The organism is Thermus antranikianii DSM 12462 (genome assembly GCF_000423905.1).
Taxonomy (GTDB): Bacteria; Deinococcota; Deinococci; order Deinococcales; family Thermaceae; genus Thermus; species Thermus antranikianii.
In genome coordinates, this window is sequence record NZ_AUIW01000012.1 from 47,413 (window position 1) to 70,916 (window position 23,504).

At 65.7% G+C, this 23,504-nt stretch carries 23 protein-coding genes and 1 pseudogene; 16 read left to right on the forward strand and 8 right to left on the reverse strand.

From position 1 onward, the window contains the following. Positions 1-29: 29 nt before the first annotated feature. From G584_RS0108725 to G584_RS0108745, 5 genes and pseudogenes are all read left to right on the forward strand, one after another. On the forward strand, positions 30-1,478 hold the full coding sequence (locus tag G584_RS0108725; RefSeq protein WP_028494287.1) for a glycoside hydrolase family 36 protein: 1,449 nt from the start codon (positions 30-32) through the stop codon (positions 1,476-1,478). Further along, positions 1,462-2,532: a galactose-1-phosphate uridylyltransferase gene (gene galT, locus G584_RS0108730; RefSeq protein ID WP_028494288.1), complete on the forward strand. Its 1,071-nt coding sequence runs from the start codon at positions 1,462-1,464 to the stop codon at positions 2,530-2,532. Before G584_RS0108725 ends, galT begins: the two co-directional genes overlap by 17 nt. A gap of 9 nt (positions 2,533-2,541) precedes the next feature. Further along, positions 2,542-2,697: pseudogene (locus G584_RS13235) on the forward strand (FGGY family carbohydrate kinase); the annotation flags it as partial. Continuing rightward, positions 2,679-3,161, forward strand: coding sequence for an FGGY-family carbohydrate kinase (locus G584_RS12975; protein WP_472926717.1), 483 nt, complete (start codon positions 2,679-2,681; stop codon positions 3,159-3,161). The pseudogene G584_RS13235 and the gene G584_RS12975, both read left to right, overlap by 19 nt. Continuing rightward, positions 3,158-4,696, forward strand: coding sequence for an FAD-dependent oxidoreductase (locus tag G584_RS0108745; protein ID WP_028494291.1), 1,539 nt, complete (start codon positions 3,158-3,160; stop codon positions 4,694-4,696). Before G584_RS12975 ends, G584_RS0108745 begins: the two co-directional genes overlap by 4 nt. Here the strand turns inward: G584_RS0108745 and ftsH are convergent. Next, the gene (gene ftsH / locus G584_RS0108750) at positions 4,693-6,546 is read right to left on the reverse strand and encodes an ATP-dependent zinc metalloprotease FtsH (RefSeq protein WP_028494292.1); all 1,854 of its coding nucleotides are present in this window, start codon (positions 6,544-6,546) and stop codon (positions 4,693-4,695) included. The genes G584_RS0108745 and ftsH overlap by 4 nt on opposite strands. A 73-nt stretch (positions 6,547-6,619) precedes the next feature. On the opposite strand from ftsH, the gene G584_RS0108755 reads away from it, so the two are divergent. Continuing rightward, the gene (locus tag G584_RS0108755) at positions 6,620-7,972 is read left to right on the forward strand and encodes a tetratricopeptide repeat protein (RefSeq protein WP_028494293.1); all 1,353 of its coding nucleotides are present in this window, start codon (positions 6,620-6,622) and stop codon (positions 7,970-7,972) included. Here G584_RS0108755 and G584_RS0108760 read toward each other — a convergent pair. Both G584_RS0108760 and ruvB read right to left on the reverse strand, forming a co-directional pair. Then, positions 7,969-9,006: a DUF4388 domain-containing protein gene (locus tag G584_RS0108760; RefSeq protein ID WP_028494294.1), complete on the reverse strand. Its 1,038-nt coding sequence runs from the start codon at positions 9,004-9,006 to the stop codon at positions 7,969-7,971. The two genes, G584_RS0108755 and G584_RS0108760, sit on opposite strands and share 4 nt — an antisense overlap. A 3-nt stretch (positions 9,007-9,009) precedes the next feature. Further along, positions 9,010-9,981: a Holliday junction branch migration DNA helicase RuvB gene (gene ruvB / locus G584_RS0108765; protein ID WP_038050971.1), complete on the reverse strand. Its 972-nt coding sequence runs from the start codon at positions 9,979-9,981 to the stop codon at positions 9,010-9,012. Between the two features lie 30 nt (positions 9,982-10,011). On the opposite strand from ruvB, the gene panB reads away from it, so the two are divergent. The 6 genes from panB (at position 10,012) to G584_RS0108795 (ending at position 16,055) form a co-directional block, all read left to right on the forward strand. Continuing rightward, positions 10,012-10,797 (forward strand): 3-methyl-2-oxobutanoate hydroxymethyltransferase, encoded by a 786-nt coding sequence (gene panB, locus G584_RS0108770; RefSeq protein ID WP_028494296.1) that lies wholly within the window; start codon positions 10,012-10,014, stop codon positions 10,795-10,797. Between the two features lie 118 nt (positions 10,798-10,915). Next, the gene (locus tag G584_RS12115) at positions 10,916-12,706 is read left to right on the forward strand and encodes an ABC transporter ATP-binding protein (RefSeq protein WP_245563372.1); all 1,791 of its coding nucleotides are present in this window, start codon (positions 10,916-10,918) and stop codon (positions 12,704-12,706) included. Between the two features lie 145 nt (positions 12,707-12,851). After that, positions 12,852-13,592, forward strand: a complete 741-nt coding sequence (locus tag G584_RS0108780) for a metal ABC transporter ATP-binding protein (protein ID WP_015717789.1) — start codon at positions 12,852-12,854, stop codon at positions 13,590-13,592. Continuing rightward, complete coding sequence (locus tag G584_RS0108785; RefSeq protein ID WP_028494297.1) at positions 13,585-14,391, forward strand: metal ABC transporter permease; 807 nt, start codon at positions 13,585-13,587, stop codon at positions 14,389-14,391. The genes G584_RS0108780 and G584_RS0108785 overlap by 8 nt, the downstream gene beginning before the upstream one ends. Positions 14,392-14,414: 23 nt before the next feature. Further along, entirely contained in the window at positions 14,415-14,861 is a 447-nt protein-coding gene (locus tag G584_RS0108790; RefSeq protein ID WP_028494298.1) for an RrF2 family transcriptional regulator, read from the forward strand. Between the two features lie 48 nt (positions 14,862-14,909). After that, the gene (locus G584_RS0108795; RefSeq protein WP_038050963.1) at positions 14,910-16,055 is read left to right on the forward strand and encodes a cysteine desulfurase family protein; all 1,146 of its coding nucleotides are present in this window, start codon (positions 14,910-14,912) and stop codon (positions 16,053-16,055) included. Here the strand turns inward: G584_RS0108795 and G584_RS0108800 are convergent. Further along, a complete protein-coding gene (locus G584_RS0108800) occupies positions 16,052-17,734 on the reverse strand; it encodes a long-chain-fatty-acid--CoA ligase (protein ID WP_028494300.1) in 1,683 nt (560 codons plus the stop codon). The two genes, G584_RS0108795 and G584_RS0108800, sit on opposite strands and share 4 nt — an antisense overlap. A gap of 88 nt (positions 17,735-17,822) precedes the next feature. Between G584_RS0108800 and G584_RS0108805 the strand changes: the two genes are divergently transcribed. Both G584_RS0108805 and G584_RS0108810 read left to right on the forward strand, forming a co-directional pair. Further along, the gene (locus G584_RS0108805; protein ID WP_028494301.1) at positions 17,823-18,449 is read left to right on the forward strand and encodes a phosphoribosyltransferase; all 627 of its coding nucleotides are present in this window, start codon (positions 17,823-17,825) and stop codon (positions 18,447-18,449) included. Further along, complete coding sequence (locus G584_RS0108810; protein WP_015717783.1) at positions 18,437-18,817, forward strand: cupin domain-containing protein; 381 nt, start codon at positions 18,437-18,439, stop codon at positions 18,815-18,817. Before G584_RS0108805 ends, G584_RS0108810 begins: the two co-directional genes overlap by 13 nt. Before the next feature lie 53 nt (positions 18,818-18,870). Here the strand turns inward: G584_RS0108810 and G584_RS0108815 are convergent, their stop codons facing one another. The 4 genes from G584_RS0108815 to speD all read right to left on the reverse strand — a co-directional run bounded on the left by G584_RS0108815 (position 18,871) and on the right by speD (position 22,410). After that, on the reverse strand, positions 18,871-19,827 hold the full coding sequence (locus tag G584_RS0108815) for an ABC transporter permease (protein ID WP_028494302.1): 957 nt from the start codon (positions 19,825-19,827) through the stop codon (positions 18,871-18,873). Further along, positions 19,817-20,740, reverse strand: coding sequence for an ABC transporter ATP-binding protein (locus G584_RS0108820; protein ID WP_028494303.1), 924 nt, complete (start codon positions 20,738-20,740; stop codon positions 19,817-19,819). Before G584_RS0108820 ends, G584_RS0108815 begins: the two co-directional genes overlap by 11 nt. A 1-nt stretch (position 20,741) precedes the next feature. Next, positions 20,742-21,887 carry an NEW3 domain-containing protein gene (locus G584_RS0108825; protein WP_028494304.1) on the reverse strand — a complete coding sequence of 382 codons (1,146 nt, stop codon included), beginning with the start codon at positions 21,885-21,887 and terminating at the stop codon, positions 20,742-20,744. Positions 21,888-21,975: 88 nt separating this feature from the next. After that, positions 21,976-22,410: an adenosylmethionine decarboxylase gene (gene speD / locus G584_RS0108830; protein ID WP_028494305.1), complete on the reverse strand. Its 435-nt coding sequence runs from the start codon at positions 22,408-22,410 to the stop codon at positions 21,976-21,978. Between the two features lie 282 nt (positions 22,411-22,692). Here speD and sdhC point away from each other — a divergent pair, with 282 nt between their 5' ends. Both sdhC and G584_RS0108845 read left to right on the forward strand, forming a co-directional pair. Continuing rightward, positions 22,693-23,058, forward strand: a complete 366-nt coding sequence (gene sdhC, locus G584_RS0108840; RefSeq protein WP_028494306.1) for a succinate dehydrogenase, cytochrome b556 subunit — start codon at positions 22,693-22,695, stop codon at positions 23,056-23,058. After that, on the forward strand, positions 23,048-23,419 hold the full coding sequence (locus G584_RS0108845; protein ID WP_028494307.1) for a succinate dehydrogenase hydrophobic membrane anchor subunit: 372 nt from the start codon (positions 23,048-23,050) through the stop codon (positions 23,417-23,419). Before sdhC ends, G584_RS0108845 begins: the two co-directional genes overlap by 11 nt. Positions 23,420-23,504 lie beyond the last annotated feature (85 nt).

Genomic DNA, 23,504 nt, shown 5'->3' on the forward strand with positions numbered 1-23,504 from the left:
GGGCAGGAAGCTCCTAGGGAGGATGGGGCATGCGGCTGGAGTTCTCGGATCCTCTTCGGGAAAGCCGCCTCAAGGTGCCGGTCCTGGCGGAGGCCTTGGGGCCTGTTCCCGGGGGTTACCTCCTGAGGGGCCGGGAGGTGCGGATCTTTGCTCCCTTCGCCTCGAAGCGCTTCTTCCGCCACGGCTGGCAGAGCTGGAGCCTCACCACCTGGGTGGACCTAAACTTTCCCCCGAAGCCCCTTTTCCCCGAGGCCCGCAGGCCCCAGGCGGACGATCCCTTCCTCCTCGAGGCTTCTGAGTGGTGGGGAAGCGGCCTAGGGGCCCTCGAGGGGCCAGATGGGAAGGTGCTTCTCCTGGGTGCCCTGGGCGTGGGGGCGCGGGTCTTGGGGCGAGAGGACCTCCTCCTGGGCCGCTACGCCGAGGGGGAGGGGGAGTGGTTTCTGGGCTACAGGGAGCGAATGGAGGTGTTCGCCGCCTATGGCAGGCTCCTTCCCAGGCGGCTTTCTAAAGGGCCTCCCAGGCTGTGGTGCTCCTGGTATAGCTTCTACAACCGGATCCATGAGGCCTTACTCCTCGAGGTGCTGGAGGAAGTGGCCGGGCTTCCCTTTGAGGTCTTCCAGATCGACGACGGCTGGCAGCGGGCCCTTGGGGACTGGGAACCCAACGAGCGCTTCCCCCGGGGGATGGCCTTTTTGGCGGAGAGGATCTGGGAAAAGGGCTTCAGGGCGGGGTTATGGCTAGCTCCCTTTTTGGTGACGCCGGATAGCCCCCTAGTGCGGGCCCACCCCGAGTGGATCCTGCGGGACGGGGAGGGAAGGCCCATCCCCGCGGGCTTCAACTGGGGGAAGATCCTATACGCCCTGGATTCGGGCAACGAGGAGGTTTTGGACCATGTGGCGGGCTTGGTGCGCAAGGTGCGGGCCTGGGGGTACGACTACCTGAAGCTGGATTTCCTCTACGCTGCTGCGTTACCCGGGGCCGAGGGGGAGGTGCGGTACCGTAAGGCCATGGAGCGGATCCGCGAGGAGGCAGGGGAGGCCTACCTTCTCTTCTGCGGCGCTCCCATCCTGGCCTCCTTGGGGCTTGCCGATGGCCTCAGGGTGGGTCCGGACGTGGCCCCCTACTGGGACAACGAGGACCGCTCCTTCTGGCTACAGGACCCCACGGGCCCGGGGCTAAGGAACGCCCTCCGCACCACCCTGCACCGGCTTTGGCTGCGGGAAAACGTCCAGGTGGACCCGGATGTGGCCTTCTTCCGGAGCCGTTTCTCGCTGCTATCCCCTGAGGAGATGTACCTGCAGGAGGCCATGGGGGAGATCACGGGCTTCAAGGCCACCTCCGACCCGCCCTCCTGGCTTTCCCCGGAGGAAAGGGAAAGGCTTTGGGCCTTCCTGAGCCGGGATAAGGAGGTAAAGCCCCTTGGCCCCTACCGTTTCCGGGTGGGAGAGGAGGTTTTGGACTATGCCTTTCTTTTATAAGCACGTGCATCGCAAGAAGGACGGGCGGGAGCTGATCCTTTACGGGCTTCATCCCCTCGAGGTGGAGGTCTTGCCCGTGGCCGAGGAGCCCTCCGTACCGGAGGGGGCGGGGTCCATCTCCCCAAGCCCTCACCTCCGCTACCACCCCTTGCGGGGGGAGTGGGTGGTCTACGCCGCCCACCGCCAGGAGCGCACCTTCTTGCCTCCCAAGGAGCACTGCCCCCTTTGCCCAAGCCAGGAGGGGGGCTTTCCCACGGAGATTCCCTTTGACCGTTTTCGAGTGGCGGTCTTTGAAAACCGGTTCCCCTCCCTGGTGCCAAGGCCCACCCCTCCCCCGGAAGGGCTTCCCGTTCCCGCGGAGAGGGCTTTGGGCCGATGCGAGGTGGTGGTGTACACCCAGGCCCACGTGGGAAGCCTGGCTACCCTCACGGAGGAGGAAAGGCTCCTCCTGGCCTGGGTTTGGCGGGACCGGTACCGGGCCTTGTATGCCCTCGAGGGGATCCGGTTCGTCATGCCCTTCGAGAACCGGGGGGAGGCGGTGGGGGTGACCCTCCACCATCCCCACGGGCAGATCTACGCCTACCCCTTTGTGCCCCCCATCCTGGAGCGGGAAAGCCAGGCCTTTAGGGAAAGGCCCGTGCTCTTGGAGCTTTTTCCCCACCTGGAGCCCTACCGGGTGGACCAGGAGGAGGGGTTTTTGGCCTTCGTGCCCCCCTTCGCCCGCTACCCCTTTGAGGTCTGGGTGGCCCCTCTGGAGCGTCACCCTGGGCTTTGGACCTTTTCCGAGGGAGAGATGGCCGCCTTCGCCCGGCTTTTGGGCCGGGTGGTGGCCCGCTACGACGCCCTTTTCGGGGAGCCCTTCCCCTACGTGATGGTTTTCCACGCCGCCCCCTTGGGGGAGGAACGCACCTTTCATTTCCATGTGGAGTTCTACCCCCCCAAAAGGGCCAAGGACAAGCTCAAGTTCCTGGCGGGCACGGAGCTTGGGGCGGGCACCTTCGTGGTGGACGCCCTGCCCGAGGATTCCGCTAGGAGGTTGCGGGAGGCTCTATAGAAGTACCTTTTGGCCCTGGACCAGGGCACCACCAGCAGCCGGGCCATCCTCTTCAGCCTGGAGGGCAGGCCCGTGGCCATGGCCCAGAGGGAGTTCCGCCAGCTCTACCCGAGGCCGGGCTGGGTGGAGCACGATCCCCTGGAGATCTGGGAAAGCCAGCTTGGGGTGGCCCAGGAGGCCTTGCGCCAGGCCGGGGTGGAGGCCAGGGAGGTGGTGGCCCTGGCCTCACCCGGGGGACCAGCAGGGCCCACCTGGCCCGGGCGGCCCTGGAGGGGGTGGCCTTCCAGGTGCTGGACGTGGTGCGGGCCATGGAGGGGGAGGCGGGGCTTTCCCTGAAGGAGCTCCGGGTGGATGGGGGCATGGCCCAGAACGCCCTTTTTCTGGAGATCCAGGCGGACCTCCTGGGGGTGCCGGTCCTCAGGCCCAGGGTCACGGAGACCACCGCCCTAGGGGCGGCCTGGATGGCCGGGGTGGGGGCGGGGGTCCTGGGGCTGGAGGCGGTGCGGGAAGCCTGGACCCTGGAGGCCCGCTTTCTCCCCCGCCTATCCCCCTCCCGGCGGGAGGCCCTTTATCAGGGCTGGCGGCGGGCGGTGGAGCGGGCTTTGGGCTGGGCGAGGGAGGAGGGATGACCCCAAGCCGGGAGGAGCTTTGGGAACGCCTTAAGGAGCCCCTGGACCTCCTGATCCTGGGGGGTGGGGCCACGGGGGCGGGGGTGTTGTGGGAGGCCACCCTAAGGGGCCTGAGGGCGGCCTTGGTGGAGGCGGGGGACTTCGGGGCGGGGACCAGCAGCCGCTCCACCAAGCTCCTCCACGGGGGGGTGCGCTACCTGGAGCTGGCGGTGCGGCACCGGGACCCCAGGCAGCTTCGCCTGGTGCGGGACGCCCTCCGGGAGAGGAGGGTGGTGATGGAGCTCGCCCCCCACCTGGCCAGGCCCTTAACCCTCCTCACCCCCCTCTTCCGCCCCCTGGAGATCCCCTACTACGGGTTCGGCCTCAAGCTCTACGACCTGTTGGCGGGAAGGAGGCGGCTGGCCCCAAGCCGCTACGCTCCTCCCAGGGAGGTGCAGGCCCTCTTCCCCGGCCTTCCCCCCACCCTGGGGGGCATCCTCTACCAGGACGGGCAGTTCGCCGACTACCGCCTGAACCTGGCCCTCATCCTCTCCGCTCTCGCGCGGGGGGCGGTGGCCCTGAACCACGCCGAGGCCACGGGCTTCCTCCTGAAGGGAGGAAGGGTAAGGGGGGCGGTGGTCCGGGACCGCCTGAGGGGCCGGGAGGTGGAGGTCCAGGCCCGGGCGGTGGTGAACGCCGCCGGCCCCCAGGCGGACCGGGTGCGCCACCTTTTGGATCCCCATCTTCCCCCCCTCCTCACCCCCTCCAGCGGGACCCACCTGGTCCTGGACTACCCCCTGCGGGTGGGCCTCCTCCTGCCCAGGACCCGGGACGGCCGGGTCCTCTTCCTCCTGCCCTGGCAAGGTCGGGCCCTTCTGGGCACCACCGACCTCCCCGCCGAGGCCACCGCCTGCCCCCTGCCCCGGGAGGAGGAGGTGGCCTACCTCCTGGAGGAGATCCGGCCCTACCTGGGAGACCTCTCGGATAGGGTCCTGGCCGCCTGGGCGGGCCTCAGGCCCCTGGTGGGGAAGGGGGAGACCCGGCTTTTGGTGCGGGACCACCTCATCGTGGAGGAACAGGGCCTCTACACCCTCACCGGGGGCAAGTGGACCACCTTCCGCCTCATGGCCCTGGACCTCCTGGAGCGCCTGGCCCGGGACCTCTCCCTTTCCCTCCCTCCTTCCCCAAGCCACCGTACCCCCCTCCTGGGGGCGGGGCCCAGGCCTCCCCTGCCCCTGCCGGAGGGGGTGGCCGAACACCTCTACGCCCACTACGGCACCCTGGCCCCTGAGGTGGCGGCCTTGGGGGATAGGCCCCTTCTCCCCGGGCTTCCCTACCTGGAGGGGGAGGTGGTGTGGGCGGTGAGGGAGGAGCTTGCCCAAAAGCCCCTGGACGTGCTGGCCCGCAGGCTGGGCCTGGCCCTTCTGGACCGGAAGCGGGCGGAGGAGGCCCTGCCCCGGGTGGGGGACCTCATGGCCCCCCTCCTGGGCTGGGATGATCCCACAAAGCAGGCCCTCCTCTCGGAGGCCGAAAAGGCTCTTCCCGCCCTTTGCTAGGCGCTTTCCTCCGAGGCCCTTTGCACCGCCTGGGTTTCCTTAAGGATGGCCCGCACCCGCTCCCCGGGGATGGTTTCCTCCCTAAGGAGTTCCTCGGCGATCTTGTGCATGGCGGGGGCGTGCTCCATGAGGACCTGGCGGGCCTTGGCGTAGGCTTCGTCCAGGATCTTGCGGATGTCCTGGTCGATGAGGCGGGCGGTTTCCTCGGAGTGGTCCTTCTTCTTGGCGATCTCCTCACCCAGGAAGATGGGGCCGGAGTCCGAACCCCAGGCGATGTTCTTGAAGTGTTCCCCCATACCCCAGTCCAGAACCATGCGTTTGGCGATCTGGGTGGCCCGTTTGAAGTCGTCCTGGGCCCCGGTGGTCACGGTGCCGGTGAAGAGCTCCTCCGCCACCCGGCCCGCCATGAGGACGGCGAGCTCGTCCATGAGGTGGTCCTTGGAAACCAAAACCCTTTCCTCGGGTTTGCTCCAGCGGGCACCCAAGGCCATGCCCCTGGGGACGATGGAAACCTTCTCGGTTTTGTCGGCGTGGGGCAGAACCTCGCCCACCACCGCATGCCCGGCCTCATGGTAGGCCACGGCCCTCTTCTCTTCCTCGGAAAGCTTAAGGGCAGGCCGCTCGAGGCCCAGGACGATCTTGTCCAGGGCCTTCAGGAAGTGCTCCTTGCGGATTTTCTTGGCTCCCTCCCGGGCCGCCAGTAGAGCTGCCTCGTTCACCAAGTTCTTGAGGTCGGCCCCGGAAAAGCCCGGGGTGAGGTGGGCCAACTCCAGGGCGTCCACCTCCTCGGCGATGGGTTTACCCCGCATGTGCACCAAGAGGATATCCCGGCGCTCCTCCAGGGTGGGAAGGCCCACCACCACCTGGCGGTCAAAGCGCCCGGGGCGTAGCAGGGCGGGGTCTAGGATGTCCGGGCGGTTGGTGGCGGCCAGGACGATCACCGAGGTGTCCTTTTCGAAGCCGTCCATCTCGGAAAGGATCTGGTTCAGGGTCTGCTCCCGCTCGTCATGGCCGCCCCCGATGCCTGCCCCCCGTTTCCGGCCGATGGAGTCTAGCTCGTCGATGAAGATGATGCTGGGAGCGTTCCTTCGGGCGTCTTCAAAGAGGCTTCGTACCCGGCTTGCCCCCACGCCCACGAACATCTCCATGAATTCGCTGGCGGAGACGGAGAAGAAGGGTACGCCCGCTTCTCCCGCCACCGCCCGGGCCAGAAGGGTCTTGCCGGTTCCGGGAGGGCCCACCAGGAGAACTCCTTTGGGGATTTCCGCGCCCAGCTCCAGGTACTTCTTGGGGTTCTTGAGGAAGTCCACCACCTCCATGAGTTCCCGCTTGGCTTCCTCGTGGCCGGCCACGTCCTTGAAGGTGGTGTTGACCTGCTTTTCCTTCCCGTAAAGCTTGGCCCGGCTCTGCCCGAACTGCATCACCTGCCCGGCCCCGCCCTGGGCCCGCATGAAGAAGAACCAGAAGAAGACGATGAGGAGGAGGGTGGGTCCCAGGTAGAGGAGGAACTGGGGCCACAGGGAGGGAGGTTTGGTGACGATCCTCACCCCGTTTTCCTCCAGGAAGCGGAGAAGCTCGGGGTCGGCCACCTGGGCCGGGGGCAAGGGCACGGCGAAGCGCCTGGCCACCTGGCTTCCTCCCTGGGGGGTGGGGAAGCGCTCGGGTTCCTTCAAGGTGCCCAGGATGCGGGTTTCCTCCAGGGCCACCTCCGCCACTTTGCCCTGGCGCACCAGGGTGCGGAACTCCGTGTAGGGAAGGGTGGGGGCCGGAGGGCCTATGAAGGCGGTATAGGCCAGATAGCCTAGAAGGAGCAAAAAGACTAGGGTGAAGGGGTTGATCCGCTGCGGCAAGGTCTACCTCCCTGGTCCTATGGTAGCGCCTTTGCGGTGAGAGGACTGAGGGGTGTGGTATCCTCTAGCCGCGATGAGGGGGGTCCTCGAGGCCCTGCACCAAGGGGATTATGATACCGCCATTGAGCGCCTGACCCGGAAGGCCTTGTTCGGCTCCAGGGGGGAGGCTCGGGAGGCCCTTTTGCTCCTGGCGGAGGTGCACAGCCTCTACGGGGAGGAGGGGCTGGAGAAGGCCCACCGGGCTTTGGAAGAGGCCTATGAGCTTGGGGGGTTGGAGTACGACCCCCTGTACCGGGCCCTGCTGGGGGAGCTTTTGGCCCTCGAGGGCCGGGGGGAAAGGGAGGTGCTGGCCCTGTTCCTTCCCACGGAGGACCCCCGGGCCCGCTACCATCAGGCCCAGGCCCTTTTCTACCTGGGCCGGTTTGAGGAGGTTCTGAGGACACTTAAGGAGGGGCTTCCCGCCTTTTTGGCCTGGCGGGCGGAGGGGCTTAAGGGAAGGGCCTTGGAAAGGCTCGGCCGCTACCGGGAGGCCGCTTTGGCCTACGAGAGAGGGGCGGAGCTGGCCTTGGGGCTGGAGCGCTACTGGCTCCTCTTGGATGCCGCCGCCATGTGGCTGGAGGTGGGGGAGGGGGAAAGAGCCCTTTTGGCCCTCGAGGAGGCCTTGGGAGCCGTGGGAGAGGAACCCGTGGAGGATGCCGCTACCCGCCACTACCTCTTGGCCCGGGCCCATCTCCTTCTGGATAACCCCAACCGGGCCCTGGAGGAGGTGCAGAGGGCTTTGGCCTTGGAGGAGGAAGGCGGCCACAAGGCCTATGGCACCCCCCTTCTGCAGGGGCAGATCCTGCTCCGCCTGGGCCGCTACGCCGAGGGCATGGCTGCCTTCCAGGAAGCCTTGGCCAGGGCTGAGGGTCCGGAGAAGGGATACGTTCTCCACGAGATGGCGGTGGCGGCCTTGGACCAGGGGGCCTACCTGGAGGCGGAGGAGTACCTGGAGGCTCTTTTGCGGGAAGAGGGCTACCCCTACCGGGCTCAGGCCTTGGCGGACCTGGCCGAGGCTTTGTACCGCCAGGGGCGGTACCAGGAGGCGGAGGAAATGGCCCATAGAGCCATGCGCCAGGGAGCGGAGGCGGCAGGGGAGCTCATCCTGGGCCATATCGCCTACGACCTGATGCACCTGGAAGAAGCCTTGGCCCACTACCGCCGGGCAGCAGAGCTTGCGGAGGAGGGAAGCCGGGAGTGGGTGGGAGCCCAGGAGATGGTGGTGGACACTCTGGTCCAGCTGGGTTACCGCTCTCCCGAGGAGATCCTGGCCCGTGCGGAGGCGGTTCTGCCCCACATCCACCCCGCCGACGAGTGGCACCAGGCCCTGATTGCCTACCGGGAGCGGGCGGAGGCCATCCTTCGGGAGGGTAGACGGCCCAACTAGGTCCCGCCCCGCCTTAAGGGGGCCAGGGCCTTCAGCACCTCCTGAGCCTTTAAGGGCTTGGGGAGATGCAAAACCCTGAGGGGACGGAAGAGAAGCCCCGGGGGGGTTTCGCTCACCAGGTATAGGGAGGCCAGCTTGCCCTCGGGATGGGCCCGGAGTTTTCGGGCTATTTCTAAGGTCCTTTCCCCCTGGAGGATGATGGCCTTGGGCCTTTCCTTGAGAAGGCGCAGGGCCATCTCCAGGTTCAAGGGAAGCTGCACCCGGTAGCGGTGGGCCTCCAGGAGGTAGAGGAGAAGCCGCCTTACCACCTCGCTTTCCGCCAGCACCAGGACCAGGGGATCGTCCGCAAGCAGGGTGGAAGGGCGGATCAGCCCCCGGCTTTTCAGCTCAAAGAGGATGTGGTAGACCTCTTCCTCCGGAAGGCCGGATAGCAGGGCCACGCTTCTTGCCCGGCGCACCCCGTCCAAGAGTTCCAACACCGTCCAGGCCTCGGGGGTGAGGGGGTGGCGGGTGGGGTCCTCCACCAGGTGGAAGACCTCGTCGGGGTCCACCTGGCCCTGGCGCCACTCGTCCAGGCGCCGGGCTGCTTCCAGAAGGGTGGCCTTGGTTTCCAGGGTCTCCGGCAAGGCCACCTGGCTTCCCTCCTCGAGGGGCTCGGCCAGGATCTCCCCTTCCTTCTCCCCTAGCAGGGTGGCCAGGGCCTCCAGGACCTGGGCCTCGAGGGCCTCCCTTAGCTCCTCTTCCCCGATGAGGCCCAGCTCCAGGGCCAAGGCCCCCAAGGGGGTGCCAGGGTTTTCCCGCCCCTGGCGCTCCACTAATTCCTGAACTTCCTCCAGGGAAAGGTGGCCAAGGCGCACCAGGTACTCCCCCAGGTGGGGTCCCGGCTCGGTGCGGGCGTAGAGGATGCGCCCGTGGAGGAGGTGGATCCTGCCGTAAAGGCGCCCCCGGAAGGTCACCACGGCGCTTTTGCGGTGGTCGGCCAGGGCTTTCAGGAGTTCCGCCAGGTCCAGTTCTTCCAGGGTGGCCCGTACCATGGCCTAGAGAAGGGGTTCCACGGGGGGGGGATAGCCCAGGTGGCGGTAGGCCCGTTCCGTGGCCACCCGGCCCCGGGGGGTGCGCTTCAGGAGCCCCTGCTGGATGAGGTAAGGTTCGTGTACTTCTTCCAGGGTACCCGGATCCTCGGAGACGGCGGTGGCCAGGGTCTGCAGGCCCACCGGGCCGCCTCCGAAGCGCAGGATCAGGGTTTCCAGGATCTCCCGGTCCCGTTTCTCCAGGCCCAGCTCGTCCAAACCCAAGGCGTTTAGGGCTTCCAGGGTCCTTTCCTGGGTGATGGTTTCCTCCCCCGCCACCTGGGCGAAGTCCCGCACCCTGCGGAAGAGCCTTTTGGCCACGCGCATGGTGCCCCGGCTTCTTTTGGCGATCTCCAGGGCGGCCTCCTCGGTGATGGCCACCCCTAAAAGCCTCGCGTCCCGCCTGACCCCTTCGGCCAGCTCCTCCACGGAGTAGTACTCCAGGTGTTCCACGATGCCGAAGCGGCTCCGCAAGGGGGCGGTGATGAGGCCCGGGCGGGTGGTGGCCCCGATCAGGGTGAAGCGGGGAAGCTCCAGGCGGATGGTGCGGGCCGCGGGCCCCTGGCCGATGACGATGTCCATCTTGAAGTCCTCCATGGCCGGGTAGAGGTGCTCCTCCGCCTGGCGGCTTAGCCGGTGGATCTCGTCGATGAAGAGGATGTCCCCTTCCTCTAGGGAGTTGGCCAGGATGGCGGCCAGATCGCCGGGTTTCTCTATGGCGGGCCCCGAGGTGACGCGCAGGTTCACCCCAAGCTCGTAGGCGATCACGTGGGCCAGGGTGGTCTTGCCCAGGCCAGGGGGCCCGAAGAGGAGGAGGTGCTCTAAGGGCTCCCCCCGGGCCTTGGCCGCCTCGAGGTACACCCTCAGCTTCTTCTTCAACCTCTCCTGGCCGATGTACTCGTCCAGGGTCCTGGGCCTTAGGGCGAGGTCCGGGTGCACTTCCACGCCCTTTCATGATAGCCTTTTCCCGTGCGCCGGACGGTTAAGGAGTTCCGTCACGCCAAGGGCCAGAGGCTCGTGTACCTCACCGCCTACGACTACCCCACGGCCCGCCTAGCTGAGCGGGCTGGGGTGGACGCCATCCTGGTGGGGGATTCCCTGGGCATGGTGGTGCTGGGCTATTCCTCCACGGTTCCCGTGAGCCTGGAGGAGATGCTCCACCACACCAAGGCGGCCCGGCGGGGGGCCCCGGACACCTTCTTGGTGGCGGACCTGCCCTATCTTTCCTATGCCACCCTGGATCGGGCCCTTTTCGCCGCGGAACGGCTTCTGAAGGAAGGTGGGGCGGATGCGGTGAAGCTGGAGGGTGGGGAGGAGGTGGCGGAGATCATCTTCGGGCTCAGCCGGGCGGGGGTGTCGGTCCTGGGCCACGTGGGCCTCACCCCCCAGACGGCGAGCCAGCTTGGGGGCTACAGGCTGCAGGGGAGGCGCCCCGAGGAGGCCGAGCGCATCCTAAAAGGGGCCATGGCCCTCGAGGAGGCGGGGGCTTACGGGGTGGTGCTGGAGATGGTGCCCAAGGACCTGGCCAAGGAGATTACGGAGAGGCTATCCATCCACACCGTGGGCATCGGAGCCGGCTCCCACACGGACGCCCAGATTCTGGTCTTCCACGACGTGGTGGGGCTTTACGGGGAGTTCAAGCCCCGGTTCGTGAAGCGGTATCTGGAGGGGGAAAGGCTCTTCCTCGAGGCCCTATCCCAGTACGTGCAGGAGGTGCGGGAGGGCGTGTTCCCCTCTGACGAGCACAGCTTCTAGGGGTAGGGTTTCCTCCCGCCCGGGCTTTTTATTTGCCCCAAGCGTTTGGAGATGGTCTATACTTTTGCAGGAGGGCGCTTTGGGTATGGAAGGGCCTATGCCCTCGCACCCCGGATCTTTGATCCGCAGGATCCTCCTTGCCCTACGCCAGGTGTTCCAGGCGGCCCCGCGGGAGGCGGCCTTGCTTTTGGGCCTTCTCGCCCTGGGCGGGCTCCTTCCGGTTGCGGTGCTGGGTCTCACCCGCACTCTGGTGGACGGCCTGGCGCGGGAACTGGGAAGGGGATCCCTTACCGTGGATCTGTTCTGGCCCCTGGCAGGGCTTGCCCTGGCCTTTGCCCTGGATTTTCTGCTGGTGCCCTGGGTGGCCTTTCTGCAGGGGGCGGTCAACGAAAAGCTCACGGCCAGGGTGCACCTCTTGCTGATGGAAAAGGCTGCGGGCCTTCCCGACCTGACGCCCTTTGAGAACCCCAGCTTCCACGACGAGCTTCAGGTGCTGCGGGACCAGGCACCGTACCAGCCCCTAAACCTGCTGGTTTTTCTCGGCAACGCCTTCCGCCAGGGGATCACGGTGGCGGGGGTATTGGGGTTGCTCTTCAGCCTGGCCCCGGTATTCCCCCTGCTGTTGCTTGCGGGTAGCCTACCCCAGGCCCTCCTCACCTTTCGGTTGCAAAAGGGGGTGTGGGAAGCTCTTCTCTTTGGGGCGCCCGAGGCCCGGCGGATGCGCTACTTCGCCGAGGCCCTTCTGAGCCCGGAAGGAGCCAAGGAGGTCCGGCTTTATGGCCTGTTGCCCTTCTTCCGGGGGCGGTATCTGGAGGCCTTTTGGCGGTTGCACCGGGCCTTGTGGCGGGCCCGGGGACGGCAGGCCCTGGGGGCCAGCGGTTTGGTGCTGGGAAGCACCCTGGCCACCGCCCTGGCCCTGTACTTGGGGTTGCGGCAGGCTCTATTGGGGGCTTCAGGGCTCGGCAGCCTGGTGCTCCTCCTGCAGTCGGTGGGGACCTTGCAGCAGAACCTCTACGGCCTGATCCAGGATGGGGGGATGCTGTACGAAAGCCTCCTCTACTTTGAGCGGCTTGAGGCCTTCCTGGCCTTACCTCCCGCCTTGGCTCAGACTGCTTCCAAGGCGGTGCAAGGTTTCGAGGAGATTCGCTTTGAAAACGTGGGCTTCGTCTACCCCGGGGGCCGGCGGGCCCTCGAGGGCGTCTCCTTCACCATCCGGCGGGGGGAGCGGCTGGCCCTGGTGGGGGAAAACGGTGCGGGCAAGACCACCTTGGTCAAGCTCCTTCTCCGCTTCTATGACCCCACGGAGGGCCGCATCCTGGTGGACGGGGTGGACCTCAGGGAGCTGGACCTTGACGCCTGGCGCCGCCTGGTTTCCGCGGTCTTCCAGGACTATGGCCGCTATGCCCTTACCCTGCGGGAGAACATCGCCTTAGGGGACTTGGAGGCCCTTTCCGACGAGGGACGCCTGTGGGAGGCGGCCAAGGCGGGAGGGGCCTTGGAACTCCTGGAGCGGCTCGGGTTGGAGGCCCTGCTCTCCAAGGCCTTCGGGGGCACGGAGCTCTCCTTAGGCGAGTGGCAGCGCGTGGCCCTCTCCCGTGCTTTTTTTCGTGGGGGCGAACTTCTCGTGCTGGATGAGCCCACGGCCTCCCTGGACCCCAAGGAGGAGGCCCATCTCTACCGGCGGTTTGCCGAGCTTTCCCGCGGCAGGACCGTCCTCCTCATCACCCACCGCCTGGGCTCCGTGCAGATGGCGGACCGGATCCTGGTCCTGCAAAAGGGGCGCCTGGTGGAGGAAGGAACCCACGAGGAGCTCCTGGGGCGGGCTGGGGTCTATGCGGAGCTCTGGCGCTTGCAGGCCGGGCTCTACCGGTCCGATGGGGATGCCTTGGGTTCTGGGGTAGGGGCTTAAAGGACGGGCTGCCCCCAAAACAAAGCCAGGCCACCGGTGCCGTCGGCGGGCTGGAAAGCCTGTGGGAGCGTTCTTCAGGGGGGATTCTTCCAGGCGTTTCCTGGTGGGCTTGACGGGCTCGTTGAAAATGGATTACCGTTATTGTGTGTTGGCCCTCGAGGTCCAGGACCTGTCCGTGCGCTTTGGGGAGTTCAGGGCCCTGGAGGGCGTCAGCCTGAAGGTGCCAGAGGGAGCCTTCGTGGCCATCGTGGGCCCCAACGGGGCGGGGAAGAGCACCCTCTTGAAGGCCATCCTGGGCCTTGTTCCCTTCCGGGGCGAGGTCCGGGTTTTGGGGCGTTCCTTGAGGGAAACCGATCCCCTGTGGTTCGGCTACGTACCCCAGATCAAGACCTTTGACCGCTCCTTCCCGGCGCTTTCCCTGGAACTGGTGGCCACGGGTCTTAGGCGGCGCTGGCCCTTCCGCCTGTCCCCCTGGGAAAGGGAGGAAGCCCTTTCCGCCTTAAGGCGGGTGGGAGCGGAGGCACTGGCCTTCCGCCCCTTGGGCCGGCTTTCCGGGGGGCAACTCCAACGGGTCTACCTGGCCCGGGCCCTCATCCGCCGGCCGAGGATCCTCCTTTTGGATGAGCCCGCCACCGGGGTAGACCGGGTGGGGGAGGTGGACCTCTACCGGTACCTGGAGGCCTACCAGGAGGAATCGGGGGCCACGGTGCTCATGATCACCCACGACTGGGAGGCCGCCCACCATGCCAGCCACGTCCTGGTGATGAACCGCAGGGTGGTGGGGTTTGGTCCGCCGGAGCGGGCCCTCACCGAGGAGTGCCTGCGCCAGGCCTTTGGGCACCTGGGCCACGCCCACGGGCTGTACCTAGGGGGTGGGCATGCTTGACGCCTTGGGTTATCCCTTTTTCCAGAGGGCCCTACTCGCAGGGCTTTTGGTGAGCCTTCTTTCCGGATTGCTCTCCCCCTTCGTGGTGCAAAGGCGGCTTTCCTTCCTGGGGGATGGGCTTGCCCACGCCGCTTTTGCCGGGGTGGCCTTGGGGCTTTTCCTAAGGGGGGAGCCCCTTTGGTTTGCCCTGCCCTTCACCTTTCTGGTGGCCATGGCCATCACCCTGGTGAAGGAGAAGACCGAGCTTTCCGAGGACACCGCCATCGGGGTCTTCTTCGCCCTCTCCGTGGCCCTGGGGGCGGTCTTCCTCTCCAAGGCCCGGGGGTACGTGGGGGACGCCATGGGCTACCTCTTCGGCTCCCTTCTGGCGGTGGGGCCTGCGGACCTTTGGGCCATGGCCCTCCTCCTCTTCCTGGCCCCTTTCCTCCTTCCCCTGTGGGGGCCCTTGGCCTACGCCACCTTTGACCGGGAACTGGCCCTTTCCGACCGGGTGCCGGTGGTTTTCCACGACTACCTCCTTTCCGGCTTCCTTGCCGTGAGCCTGGTGCTGGCGGTGAAGGTGGTGGGGATTATTCTGGTGGCGGCCTTTTTGGTAATCCCCGGGGCGGCGGCCAGGCTCTTGAGCCGCACCTTTGCCGGGCTCACCCTTCTTTCCCTCCTCCTGGCCTCCTTTTCCACGGTGCTTGGCCTTTTCCTCTCCTTCCTCCTGGACTGGCCCAGCGGGGCCAGCATCGTGCTTCTGCAGGCGGCTTTGTTTGGCCTGGCCTTCGTGAAAACCGTATTTTCCGTGAGGAAATAAAGCCTTTGCGCTATACTGGGGGCATGTGGGTGTCTACGAAGGCCCAGTACGGCCTCAGGGCTCTGGTGGAGATTGGCCTCAAGGCCCCGGAGGCGGTGCCCCTTAAGGAGGTGGCGGAGGCCCAGGGCATCAGCCAGCACTACCTGGAGCAGATCGCGGCCCAGCTTAGGCGCTCCGGGTTCATCCGCTCCGTGCGGGGGGCCAAGGGGGGCTACCGTCTGGCCCGTCCCCCCGAGAGGGTGACGGCCCTCGAGGTGGTGGAGGCCCTCGAGGGCAGCCTGGCCCCGGTTTCCTGCATCGAAGACCCGGAGTCCTGCGCCAAGGTGGGGCAGTGCTCCACTGAGCTCCTCTGGAAGCGGGTGGATCTGGCCATGCGCCAGGTCCTGGGGAGCACCACCTTGAAGGACCTCATCGAGGAGCGGAAGCTCATCGAGGCCAAGCGCTTGATCCAGCTTCAGCCCGCAGGCTAGGCATGGGGTCTTAGGGAGGGCTGCCAGGGCTTGCCCCTGGCAAAGGGAATGGAGGGCAAGGAGGGAACCTTGGCTTTGGTCTATCTGGACTACGCGGCCACCACGCCCCTGGACCCCGAGGTCCAGCAGGCCATGCGCGAGGTGGAGGGAATCTTCGGCAACCCAAGCAGCATCCACCGCTTTGGCCAGGAAGCCAGAAGGGTGCTGGAGGGAGCCCGGGAGCGGATCGCAAGCCTCCTGGGGGTGCGCCCCAGGGAGGTGGTCTTTACCAGCTCGGGTTCCGAGGCGGATGCCCTGGCCCTTTTGGGGGTGGCCTTGGCCAAGGGGAAGGGGCATGTGGTGAGCACGGAGGTGGAGCACTCCGCGGTCCTGGGGGCCTTGCGGCTCCTTGAGCGCCTGGGCTTTGCCGTGACCCGGCTCAGGCCCGACCGCTTGGGCCTGGTTTACCCGGAGCAGGTGGAGGAGGCCCTGAGGCCCGACACCATCCTGGTGAGCGTCATGGCCGCCAACAACGAGCTCGGCACCCTCTACCCCATCCGGGAAATGGCCGAGATCGCTCACGCCCACGGGGCCCTTTTCCACACCGATGCCGTGCAGGCCGTGGGCCAGGTGCCTTTCCGGGTGGATGAGGTGGGGGCGGACCTGGTTTCCCTAAGCGCCCACAAGTTCTATGGGCCGAAGGGGATTGGAGCCCTTTTGGTGCGCCAGGGGGTGGACCTCTTCCCCCTGGTGCCGGGCAAGCAGGAGGGGGGAAGACGGGGGGGCACGCAAAGCCCAGTCCTGGCCCATGGGATGGCGGTGGCCCTGGAGAAGGCCTTAAGGCTCTTGCCGGAGGAGTCCTCCCGGCTTCTCGCCTTGAGGCGGCGCCTCGAGGCGGGCTTGCTTTCCGTGGAAGGGGTGGAGCTCAACGGTCATCCCGAGCGCCGCCTTCCCAAGCTGGTCAACGTGACGGTGAAGGGCGCGGATGGGGAGGCCTTGCTTCTCGCCATGGACCTCATGGGGGTGGCGGTTTCCTCGGGCTCGGCCTGTTCGGCGGGAAGCCTCGAGCCCTCCCATGTCCTTCTGGCCATCGGACGCTCCCCAAGGGAAGCCCGGGCCTCCTTGCGCTTCTCCCTGGGACGCTACACCACGGAGGCCGAGGTGGACCGGGCGGTGGAGGTCTTCAGGGAGGCGGTGGCCCGGGCGCGGGCCTAAGGCTGCCTTCTCGCAAACTCCTCGCGGAGTTCCCGCCTGAGGATCTTCCCCACGCTGCTTTTGGGCAGGGTGTCCCGGAACTCGATGATGCGGGGAACCTTATAGGCGGCGAGGTTTTGCCGGCAGAAGGTTTCGATGTCCTTTTCCGTGACCTTGCCCCTGTAGGCTTCCTTGAGGACGATGAAGGCGGCCACGGTTTCCCCGCGGTAGGGGTCGGGTACGCCCACCACGGCGGCTTCCTGGACGGCTTCGTGCTGGTAGAGGACCTCTTCCACCTCGCGGGGGTAGATGTTGTAGCCGCCGGCGATGATCATGTCCTTTTTGCGGTCGACGATGTAGAAGTAGCCGTCCTGGTCCATTCGGGCCATGTCCCCGGTGAAGAGCCAGCCGTCCCTGAGGGCCTTTTGGGTTTCCTCGGGGCGGTTCCAGTAGCCCTTCATGATGTTGGGGCCTTTGACGACGAGTTCGCCCACCTCCCCGATGGGGACTTCCTTGCCCTCCTCGTCCACCACCTTGGCCTCCACGCTGGGCAGGGGCATGCCGATGGAGCCCTTCTTAACCTCCCCCTGGACAGGGTTGGAGTGGGTCACGGGGCTTGCTTCGGAGAGGCCGTAGCCCTCGATGAGCCGGGCCCCGGTGATCTCCTCAAAGCGCTTGGCCACCTCCACCGGCAGGGGAGCGGCTCCGGAGAGGCAAATGCGGATGCTTTTTACGTTTCGTTTCTCGATTCCCGGGAAGTGGTTGAAGGCCACGTAGAGGGTGGGCACCCCGGGGAAGTGGGTGACCTGGTGCTTTTCAATGGCCTCCACGATGGCGTGGATCTCCGGCCTGGGCAGGAGGACGATCTTGTAACCGGAGTAGATGCCGTAGTTCATGGCCACGGTCATGCCGTAGACGTGGAAAAAGGGCAGGGCTCCCAGCATCACTCCTTTGCCCAGGAGTTCCTTGGAGGTGGAATCCCAGGCGTCGATCTGCAGGACGTTGGCCACCAGGTTCCGGTGGGTGAGCATGGCGCCCTTGGAGATGCCCGTGGTGCCCCCTGTGTACTGCAAAAGGGCCAGGTCCTCGGGATCAGCGGGATGGGGGGTGGCGGGGGGATGCTTCAGGAGGTCCAAGAAGGCGTGGAACCCCTCCCGTTTGGGAAAGCCCAGGGGGAGCTTGTCCCGCTTTGCCTTTAGGGGGTAAAGGAGGTTCTTGGGGAAAGGGAGGAAGTCCTTGATGCCGGTGACCACGGTGCGCTTCACCGGGGTTTCCCCCTCCACCTCCAGGAAGCGGGGCAGAAGGTGATCCAGGATGACCAGGGTTTCCGCCCCTGAATCCTTGAGCTGGTGCCTTAGCTCCCTTGGGGTGTAGAGGGGATTTACGTTAACTCCCACGCCCCCCGCCAAAAGGGTTCCGTAGAAGGCGATGACGAACTGGGGGGTGTTGGGAAGCATGATGGCCACCCGGTCGCCGGGCTTCACCCCTAGGGCTTTAAGCCCCTCGGCGAAGCGTCGGGATTTCTCCCATAGCTCCGCATAGGTAAGGGTTTTTCCCAGGAACTCTAAGGCGATGTGGTGCGAGTAACGCTGGGCAGCGTCTTCCAGGAATTGCCACAGGGGGATGGGGGGTACCTCCACCTCGTGCGGCACACCGGGGTCATAGTGGGCGAGCCAGGGCTTGGCGCTGACTTGGTCCATACCTTACCTCCTTCGCCCCGAGCTTACCAAAAACTTTATACCGCGTTCAAGACCATGGGCCGGTGTAGCATGGATAAGGAGGTTTCCTATGCGCTTCCGCGACCGCAGGCACGCTGGGGCTCTTCTGGTGGAAGCCCTGAAGCCCTTGGGTCTAGAACGCCCTGTGGTTTTGGGCATCCCTCGGGGCGGGGTGGTGGTGGCGGATGAGGTGGCGAAAGGCCTGAGGGGGGAGCTGGATGTGGTCCTGGTGCGCAAGGTGGGGGCTCCGGGAAATCCGGAGTTCGCCCTGGGGGCGGTGGGGGAAAAGGGGGGCATGGTCTTGAAGCCCTATGCCCTCCAGTACGCCGACCAAAGCTACCTGGAGCGGGAAGCGGCCCGCCAGAAGGACGTGATCCGCAAGCGGGCCGAGCGCTACCGTAAGGTGAGGCCAAAGGTGCCCCTTGCGGGCCGGGATGTGGTGCTGGTGGACGACGGCATCGCCACCGGTTCCACCATGGAGGCGGCCTTGGCCGTGGTCCTCTCGGAAAAACCCCGGCGGGTGGTGGTGGCGGTGCCTGTGGCCAGCCCGGATGCGGTGGAGAGGCTGAAGGATCAAGCCGAGGTGGTGGCGCTCTCCGCCCCACCGGACTTCGCCGCCGTGGGGGCCTACTTCATGGATTTCGGCGAGGTCACCGATGAGGAAGTGGAGGGCCTTTTGCTACAATGGTCGGCATGAAGCCCGTGGTCAAGCAGGGGGCCAGCGTGGAGGCCCGTCCCGTGGAGCGGGGGGAGAAGGCCTTTATCCAGGTGCTCATCGGCCCTGAGGATGGAGCCCCCCACTTCATCACCCGCAAGTTCACCATCCTACCGGGGGGAAGGATTCCCAAGCACAAGCACCCCAGCATTGAGCACGAGCAATACGTGCTCTCTGGGCGCATGAAGATCTACCTGGGCGACGAGGTGAGGGAGGTGGCGGCTGGGCAGGCGGTCTATATTCCCCCGGACACGCCCCATGCCTATGTGAACGAGGGGGATGAGCCGGTGGAGTTCCTCTGCGTCATCCCCAAGACCAACGCCTACGCCACCGAGTGGCTGGAGGACTAGGGTTCCTGGGGTCCCCGCCGGGGCTAAGCACCCCAGCGGGGTTAGCGGGTTTTTTAGGCGCGGACCTCCTGCCGCTGGAAGGCCACGTAGGCCAGGGTGAAGAGGAGGATCACCGAGGCCATGAGCCCGGTGAGCTGGGGCCAGATCAGGAGGAGGCTTTGGGAGAGGGGAAGGGGGGTTCCCAGCACCGCTCCTTCCAGCTGGGTGATGAGGATGGGACCCAAGGAGCGCACTGCCGGATTTAAGACAGCGGTGAGGATCTCCGCGTAGAGGGTGTTGGGGGAGAGGCGGGAGATCCAAAGGGCCAGGCTCGCTTGCCTGAGCTGGCTTTCAGGGTCCATGGGATCGGCCCGGAGAAGGAGGGCGTTTGCGGCCAGGTCGGTGAGGATGGGGAAGAAGACGGCAAAGAAGAGCCAGACCCCGATAGCCGCTAAGGCAGCAGTGGCCGGCTGGCGAAAGAGAACGGAGAAGAGGAGGCCCAAGGCCAGCCAGAAGCCCGCATAGGCCAAGGTGGCCAGGAGGAAGAGGAAGGCCCGGGCCATTTCCTCACCCCCAGGAGGCACTCCCAGGGTGAAGAGGCCAAGGCCTACCACCAGGAGGAAGAGGGCGGTGAGGAGCACGGCCAGGGTGCCGAGCCCCGCCAGGAATTTGCCGAAGAGGAGGGCGTCCCGGTAGATGGGCTGGGAGAGGATACGGGAAAGCGTTCCCCTGGTGTACTCCCCGTTCACCGCATCGAAGGCTAAGGCGATGGCGGCCAGGGGTACGAAGAAGGAGAGGAAGCCCACGAAGGAGGGCAGGGGGTCCTGGGCGGTGGTGAGGAGTTTCAGGTAAAGGTAAGGGTCTTCCCCCACGGTCTGGCGCAGGGTCTTGGTACCGGTGTACACGGCGGCCAGGGCGGATAGGAGGATCAATCCCTCTAAGATGCGCATCCTCAGGCCCGTGAGGTGGTCGGCCATCTCCTTGAAGAAAACCGCCCAAAGCCCGGTCCAGGGGGAGCCTTCACGCCGCATGGGCCACCTCCTTGAAGTAGTGGGCGTAGACCTCGTCCAGGCTGGGACGGCGGAGGGAGAGGCTCAGAAGCTCGCCGTGTTCCACGGCTATCCGGGCTAGCTCCGGCCGGAGGTCCCTGCTGGAGAGGACCCGGTACCGTCCTCCCTCCACCGCCACCCGGGCCACGCCTTCCAGGCGGCGGAAGGCGTCCTCGAGGCCCGGGCTGGCCTCCACCAGGATCTCGTACCCACCCCCTAAGACCCTTTGCGCCAACTCCTCCACGGTGCCCAAAAGGGCGAGGTGCCCCTTATGGAAAAGCCCCACCCGGTCGCAGACCTCCTGGACCTGGTGCAGGAGGTGGCTGGAGAGGAGGATGGTGATGCCCTCCGCCTTCAGGCCCTTGATGAGCTCCAGAAACTCCCGGGCGGCCTCCGGGTCTAGGCCCAGGGTGGGCTCATCCAGGATGGCCACCTTGGGCCTCTTCAGGAGTACCTCTGCAAGTCCGAGCCGCTGCCGCATTCCCCGGCTGAAGGCGGAGACCCGCCGGTCCCGCACCTCCCACAGGCCCATGCGCTTGAGCACCTCCTCTATGCGGGCCTTGGCCTCAGCCTCGGGAAGGCCCAAAAGGCGGGTGGTGTAGCGCAGGTTCTCCCAGGCGGTGAGCTCCCCGTAAAACCCCACCTGGTCAGGGAGGTATCCCACCTGGGTTTTCACCTTCAAGGGTTCCCGCATGGGATCCAATCCCAGCACCCGGGCCTCGCCCCGGGTGGGCTCGGTGAGGCCCAGGAGCATGAGGATGGTGGTGGTCTTCCCCGAGCCGTTAGGCCCAAGAAGGCCGAAGACCTCCCCTTCCCGCACCTCCAGGTTCAGGTCCTCCACGGCCACCACCCGCCCGTAGCGCTTGGTGAGGCCATGGGTTTCGATGACCGTCATGCTACCTCCGGCCGAAGCGGTTCACGGCGAACCCCAGAACCAGAAGGGCTACGGCCATGATACCCACCCCCACCAGGCCCCAGAGGCTCGAGCGCACCACGGTGGCCCGGTAATCCAGGCTCTCGGAAAGACCATCGGCCCCGGAAAGGCTAAGGGTCACCATGTAGTCCCCCGTCACCGCCTTGGGGGAGGGCTTAATTCGGGCGGTTACCTCTTGCTCCTGGCCGGGGTCCAGGGTGTCCAGCTTATCGGGCTCAAACTTCACCTCCCAGCCTGAGGGCTCAAACGCGCTAAAGGAAAGGTTCTTGGCCGGGGCGCTACCCTCGTTTTTCACCACAAGCTTCACCGCGTTTTCCCGGCCCGCCACCACCTGTCCAGAAAGCCGTTCCTCCTTGGTGGTAAAGCGCACCTCAGGCCGGCCTGTGACCTCGAGGGTCAAGGCCAGTTCCGCTTTGGCTTCCCCGGCTGCTGCCCTCAAGGTGAGGCCATAGGTGTCCGCCTTGGTGTCCTTGGGCAGGGAAACCTCTACGTCCAGGTCCTTGCTTTCCCCGGCCTTGATAGGCAGGCTGGTCACCTGCTGGCTGGAGAAGGCGGGGGTGAAGGTCACCTGCCAGCCCTTGGGGGCCTCGTACTCCAGGGAGACCAGAAGATCGCGGTCGGACTCGTTTTTCAGGGTCACCCGGTAGCGGAAGGAGCTGGTGGGAGGACCCTTGAGGATGGGAAGCTCCGCCTCGAGGCTAAGCCTTTGGGGCAGGCCCTGACCCACCACCAGACCGATGGGAAGGCTGGCGGTACGGCCCAGCCCCTCGGCCCGCACCAGGAAGCGGTAGGTGCCGGGCTTTACCTCCTTAGGAGGCTGGAGGCGGAGGGTAAGGGTAGCCTCGCCGTCCGGGGCCAGGTACACCGCCCGCACCAGGCGACCCCCACCGATGAGGCTTGCCTGCCAGCCTTGCGGGGCCTCGGCCACCCGGACCCGGACCACCCCGGGGGGAAGACCGTAGTTTTTCAGGGTGAGGGTTAGGTTGACGCTTTCCCCGGGTTGCACCCCGATCTCCGGATAGGAGGTGCCTAGGGAAAGACCGCGAAAGCCCTGGGCTAAGGCCACACCGAATCCCAGAAGAACCAGGGTGAGTAGCTTGCGCACCATACCTAAGCCTCCTCCTATAAGCTAGAGAGGGAGGATGAGTCCAAAATGAAAACCCCGGGGCAAGCCCGGGAAAGGGGGAGTGCTTTTCCTAACTTACCCGGGCCTCGAGGTACTCCCGCTCCCCCAGGACGATCTTCCGGGCCAGCTCGGGATCCTTGGGGAACTCCTTGCCCCGGTTGATCATGTAGGTTTCGTAGCGGCCGATCTCAAAGACCGCGGTGAGCTTCTTTAGAACCCGCGCCATGTCAAAGGCCTTGCAGGAGAAGATATCGATGGAAAGGAAGCGCTTTCTGGGGAAGGTGTGGATGGCGATGTGGCTTTCGGCGATGATCACCACCCCGGTCACCCCATCCTCCCCCTCGGGACCGTAGCTGTAGACGAAGGGGGAAAGCACCTTGGTCATTTCCATCTCCTCGGGGAGCTCGTCCAGGACACGGCGCACCAGCTCAGCGTCCCGGAGCTTGTCGGGATTGGCGTCGTAGCCATCCACCATCAGATGCGGTCCGAACCCAAAGAGTTCCACCCTGACCACCTCCTTCCCGTGCCCCCCGGGGTATCCCCCGCGGCACGCCCCCCATTATGCCCCCCCCTCCCCCCCCTGTCAATACCTTGTCTCCTGGCGGGAAAACCCCTTTTTGTCCCCCCTGGGAGTGGTCCTGGGCTGGCTCAGGGGGAGCATAAGGAAGGAAAAGGCTTGTCTTAGGGCCAAAATAGGGGAGAGGGGTATAGGCTGGGCAAGATAAGCCGTGCCCCACACTCCTCGTCTAGGGAAAGGTGGTATGATGGCGGCCGGTAGGGAGGTGCCATGTACAGGGGAAGAGAAGGGCAGTGGGCGTTTTACCTACACCGGATTTCGGGCCTGGGCATCCTGGTCTTCCTCATGCTCCACGTGGCCAATATTTCCAGCGCCATGTGGGGCCCGGAGGTGTCCAACGCCCTCATGAAGTTCTACCACCAGCCGGTTTTCCAGGTCGGGCTTCTCCTTCTCATTGCCGGAGTGCTTTACCACGGCTTCAACGGGCTTAGGATCATTCTTATGGACTTTACTGCCTGGGGGGTCCGCTACCAGCGTCAGCTTTGGTATGGGGTTTGGATCCTCTTCGTGATCTTCTACCTGCCCTTCCTGGTGAAGATCGGAGGGGGCATCTTGGGGGGTAGCCATGGCGATTAAGTCCAAGCGTTATGAGGAAGCCCGCCTCGAGGCCAGCACCAATCTGGAGCTTTACTGGTGGGTCTTCATGCGTATCTCCGGGGTGGTTCTGGTCTTCCTGCTCATCGGCCACATGTGGATGAACGCCGTCATGACTGACCTCAACAGGATTGACTACGACTACGTGGCCAAGAGACTTTCCCAGACCACCTGGAAGGTCTACGATCTTTTGATCCTGGCCTTGGGCTTGTTGCACGGGGCCAATGGGCTTAGGTATGTACTGGACGACTGGATTCGGAACCCGTCCAGGCGTTTTTGGACCAAGGTGGTGCTCTACAGCCTCATCGCCTTTCTTTTCTTCCTGGGAAGCCTCCAGACTTGACCGATATGCGGCCTTGGGGTAAAGAGGGGGCATGACCCTACGCGAGGCCTTGTCCCAAGTCCCCGACCCCAGGGCCCGCAACCGG